We start from the raw sequence: 4,173 nt of genomic DNA, 5'->3' as shown, positions 1-4,173 counted from the left end.
ACCCGAAAACGCTCCGATACAGGGACTTCTACGCGAGGTCGCCCAGTTCAGACGATGAGGAGTCCTCCTCCTAGCCCACAATCTGCAAAGGAGGATTATCATCCTTTTTGTAGTAACTCCCGATTAAGCTGGAAGTATTTCTTGGAGTTTGGTTCACAAAGGATAATTGATTGAACAATGGCAATCCCACTCTTTGTAGCTTTCCGTCTTTGATTATTGAAGGCAAAGCACAAATGTTGTCGCTCCAGAACTCATCAAAATCTCGCTTGCTTTCTTCAAATACGAGCTCATCACGTTTTTTTATTGCAAATGTATCTCTACTCCTGAGTATCGATATTGCTTCTCCGTCAACATCCAAATCAATTATGAAAACGTACTCTTTCGGTTTGAAATTATGAGGAAACATGGCTTCCGAACCCATAGCGAACATGATTGATTGCATAACAATCGTTTTTCCAACATGGTTATCATCGCTATTTATGATGTTAATTCCATCAATAAAGTCGTCTAAAATATAGGCTTCAGCTTCATTCCCGAGGTAAATAGCTCTAACATTAATCATTTATATAGACCATCCTTTATAGTTGCGATGAAGTAGAGGCATGATCGCCTTTCTAAATGTGTGCACGCCTTACGAGTCTCAACTTTTAACTGATCGTATATTTCCTCAATATCTTTTTGATTACTATTGTCGATCGTTGTCACGACTTCATCCAAGAATGTCCAGAATGCTTCGCTGTTGTTTTTATCGAAGAATTGTCTGTAGATGGCATGTCGACAATCTTCTGTGATCGCATCTGGATCTTCTTCATCAGGTATTTGGTTTAAGTAATGAATAAAGCTTTTAGGCGTATCATCTCTAAGAAAGTCTCTATTCAGAATTCTTTGGATTACGAGCAATTCGATATCCCTGCGTTTTACCACACGCCCCAAATCAATAACCCTGTCTGGATGCGTTATCCTTTTTCCGGCTATACCTGCTCGGTTCTTAAGGGCTGATTGCTTGTCACGTATCTCAGTAAAGATTCTTTTAAGCTTCTTCGAATCCGGCATTATCGGGGCCGAAGTTCTTACTAAAGGTTTTATGTAATCCTCGCGATTTTCACGAAAGATAACAAAGTGAACCTTACTAAGAAAATCATTTATATTGTCTTCGCTAAGCAAATTATCATCAATGCCATTTTTTCGCTTCTTGCATTCTTCGATAAGGCTATCTTGGACTTTTTTCTGAGCCTTGGCTTCAATATCATGAAACCCAAACTCCACTAACTCAGGATTCTGCAGTACAGTTTTTGAAACGCCTCCAACAAACAGAGTCAAGCTATCAAAGAATTGCGAGAACTCGCTAAGATGATTCTCCAGAAGGGTTACAAGATATCTTCCCAGTTTTGCTGGAGAGATATTCTTTTCAGCCTTTGATTGTGCATCATGAAGCACAAAACAGGGATTGTCCATCCCTGTAACATCATTGAAGCAATCTACCGCAAATAACTCTATTCCATCTTCTGTAGCATCAAGCATATGCAATAAAGCTTTTGCCTCTGCTTCATTTCCGGAAGGCGTCCCTGTTTCTGTCGCTGTAAATACATATTCCATGCTTCATCTGCTGTTCTGCCCTAAGACTCAATTATTTCTCTTAACACCTCGGGCCATCTAGTTAGAACTTCATACCCGAAGATAATCTCGTCGACGCTTCCTTCATTCAGCATGTCTATCAACCTGCAGAAATACGATTTGCCTTGTTCCCACCAGGTTGAATATGAGTCAACAAACAAAATGTGCGTAGTCTTCCTTCCGGTTTGCTCTTCCGCATCGTTCAGTTCGTAACCATCCAAGCGCGTTTCGTATACGCCATCGGCAATCCTGCTGCCAAACGTCGTCGTATAGTAATACTCTTTGATTTCCCATACAGCCTCAGGATTTCGCGTTGATGGAAATGCTCCGTCCAAACGTCTAGAGGACACACTGACCAAATTATGATTGAGATCATAAAATTCAAGAAGACAGCGCGGGTCGTGATCGAATTCCAACCCGTAATCACTTAGGACATCAAAAGCGATGAGGTCGACGAGAGCGGTCAGAAAAGCTACATTCCTCTTCTCTCCTTTTTGCTTGTTCATTGGGGCACTGAAGGGCACAATTGCCCAGGATATCTTCTTCGATACTTGCGCGTAGACCTCTTCGGCCTGTTTGGCATCCATCAAATAATTTCGTGCTTCATGAACTGCTTCGCAACGCATCTCGCTATATTTGCTGAGCTCTTCTGCCTCAGCGATATCTATTTGATCGCCATTCTCTAAAAAGAGATTCACTATTTCGTCAACCGAATACGTCCGGATCGCGTCTGCTCTTCTTTTCGTATAACCGAGTTCTTGCGAAATGAATCTCACCTTCGCCCAAAACTCAGAAGGTTGTCCTTTGAAATAGTCGAATCTACGCATTCTCGGTCTCAATCTGCTCAAAAAGGACTGACAGAGGTGTATCCAAAGCTGCTGATATCTTCTCTATGTTCTCCAAAGATACATTACGTAATCCACGTTCAATATCACTGATATAGGTTCGATGCATTCCGCACAGGTCAGCCAGTTCTTCTTGTGAGTAGCCATGATTAACCCGTGCATCTCGCACCGCATCGCCGAATGCTATTTGGATACTTCTTTCCATGGGTTGATCATGGTACTATGTAGACGATAAGTCTACATGATATAAGTTACGGAGTTTCTAATGGTACCAGCCTTATTGAAGTGGATAGGCAACAAACAAAGGTTCGCAGAATACATCGTTGATTGTTTTCCTGAATCCTTCAGAAACTACCACGAACCTTTTTTGGGGAGCGGTGCTGTATTGGCTGAATTATCTCAACGTAATGCTTGCGGAGCAATGTGGCCTAGGTTTGAACGCGCATACGCCAGTGACGCACTTCCTTTTCTTGTCGATATTTTTCAATACGTCAAAGATGATCCCGATGTTCTCTGCGACTACTATCAAAGCCAGATTGATGATTACTATTCACATCCCGACGAATCATATTCCATGATTCGCGACCGCTTCAACAGTGATAAAAACTGCCTTGATTTTTGTCTGCTCACAAGAACCTGTTATTCAGGGATCGTCAGATTCAGGAAGAAAGATGGATTTATGAGCACCCCGAAAGGTCCGCACAAACCGATTTCCCCCGAATCGTTCAGAGAGCGCGTATATCAGTGGCACAACCTTGTTCAAAATGTTGATTTCGATACCGCTGATTATCGTGAGGCGATGTCACGCGCCAAGAAAGGCGATTTGGTCTATTGCGATCCGCCTTATACGCATTCTCAATCCATTATTTACGGAGCGCAGGATTTTTCCATCGATGGTCTTTGGGATGCTATAGCCGATTGCAAGTCGCGAGGAGTTTATGTCGCTTTGTCGATTAACGGATATAGGAAGTCGAAGTCAAAAAACATCTCACCACAACCACCTGATGGCGTTTTCGCGCGTGAAATAATTGTTAACTGTGGCACCTCAATGATAGATCGTCTTCAACAGAAGAATCATTCTATGCCAAATGACATTGTCCACGATAAATTATTGTTGACCTGGAATTAGGATTTATATTTTCAGATACTTCTTACTTCCATCAGCTGTACCTATGACCACATACTAGTGGCACCGCTGCAGGCTGTGCAGTGCGCCCAAACGCAGCCGCCTGCTTCAATAGTGCCGGCAGCGATGGAACAGATCCTGTCACCGTAGAATGTCTTGCAACAATTGACGCTGATCAAGCTTGGCGCACCACAAACGTCAAGCGAATCACAAACTACCTTGTAGGCGCCAGCGATCACACGCGCAACGCCAGTGGAGGCGCCATCAGCATTCGCCACGCCGTCCGAAAACTCGTGCCTATACGATGGTATGCGTGTCACCCAAGACAGCACGTCTCACATCACTTGCGTCATAGCGTCCGGCGATAACAGCACGCACCGGCGTATCCGCACCCTCCCCACACAGCAACCATGCTTTCGCCGCTCGACACAGCACGGCTCTGTTAACGCCTGCACTAAACCGCAGTAAATCCCACCCGGCGCTAACAAGCTGAGTAGTAACCTCTCGCGGTACCATCGATCACCTGGCTTGGTACCGGCGATCAGCAAAAGGCGGTACCGCGAGTAGGCTGTCTCGGTACCGCTAATC

The 4,173-nt window shown here is 44.1% G+C and carries 5 protein-coding genes; 1 reads left to right on the top strand and 4 read right to left on the bottom strand.

What is annotated here, in order from left to right:
• Positions 1-70: 70 nt before the first annotated feature.
• The 4 genes from ACW4LP_RS12255 to ACW4LP_RS12240 are packed head-to-tail and all read right to left on the bottom strand — an operon-like array spanning position 71 to position 2,664.
• Entirely contained in the window at positions 71-562 is a 492-nt protein-coding gene (locus tag ACW4LP_RS12255; protein WP_455803865.1) for a hypothetical protein, read from the bottom strand.
• Positions 559-1,596, bottom strand: a complete 1,038-nt coding sequence (locus ACW4LP_RS12250) for a hypothetical protein (RefSeq protein WP_157013077.1) — start codon at positions 1,594-1,596, stop codon at positions 559-561. The genes ACW4LP_RS12255 and ACW4LP_RS12250 overlap by 4 nt, the downstream gene beginning before the upstream one ends.
• 20 nt (positions 1,597-1,616) lie before the next feature.
• Positions 1,617-2,441, bottom strand: coding sequence for a DUF7687 domain-containing protein (locus ACW4LP_RS12245; RefSeq protein WP_161128391.1), 825 nt, complete (start codon positions 2,439-2,441; stop codon positions 1,617-1,619).
• Positions 2,434-2,664 (bottom strand): helix-turn-helix domain-containing protein, encoded by a 231-nt coding sequence (locus ACW4LP_RS12240; protein ID WP_157012443.1) that lies wholly within the window; start codon positions 2,662-2,664, stop codon positions 2,434-2,436. Before ACW4LP_RS12240 ends, ACW4LP_RS12245 begins: the two co-directional genes overlap by 8 nt.
• 60 nt (positions 2,665-2,724) lie before the next feature.
• Between ACW4LP_RS12240 and ACW4LP_RS12235 the strand changes: the two genes are divergently transcribed.
• Positions 2,725-3,588, top strand: a complete 864-nt coding sequence (locus ACW4LP_RS12235; RefSeq protein WP_157012442.1) for a DNA adenine methylase — start codon at positions 2,725-2,727, stop codon at positions 3,586-3,588.
• The last annotated feature ends 585 nt before the right edge of the window (positions 3,589-4,173 follow it).

The sequence above is a fragment of the Adlercreutzia sp. CNCM I-6215 genome (assembly GCF_977072315.1).
The sequence above is the reverse complement of the archived record's forward strand: the minus strand, read 5'-3'. Positions and strand labels throughout refer to the sequence as shown.

Bases quoted from the DNA above. Each gene is read 5' to 3' on its own strand.
- ACW4LP_RS12240 (WP_157012443.1), bottom strand. From the start codon at position 2,664: ATGGAAAGAAGTATCCAAATAGCATTCGGCGATGCGGTGCGAGATGCA.
- ACW4LP_RS12245 (WP_161128391.1), bottom strand. From the start codon at position 2,441: ATGCGTAGATTCGACTATTTCAAAGGACAACCTTCTGAGTTTTGGGCG.
- ACW4LP_RS12235 (WP_157012442.1), top strand. From the start codon at position 2,725: ATGGTACCAGCCTTATTGAAGTGGATAGGCAACAAACAAAGGTTCGCA.
- ACW4LP_RS12255 (WP_455803865.1), bottom strand. From the start codon at position 562: ATGATTAATGTTAGAGCTATTTACCTCGGGAATGAAGCTGAAGCCTAT.
- ACW4LP_RS12250 (WP_157013077.1), bottom strand. From the start codon at position 1,596: ATGGAATATGTATTTACAGCGACAGAAACAGGGACGCCTTCCGGAAAT.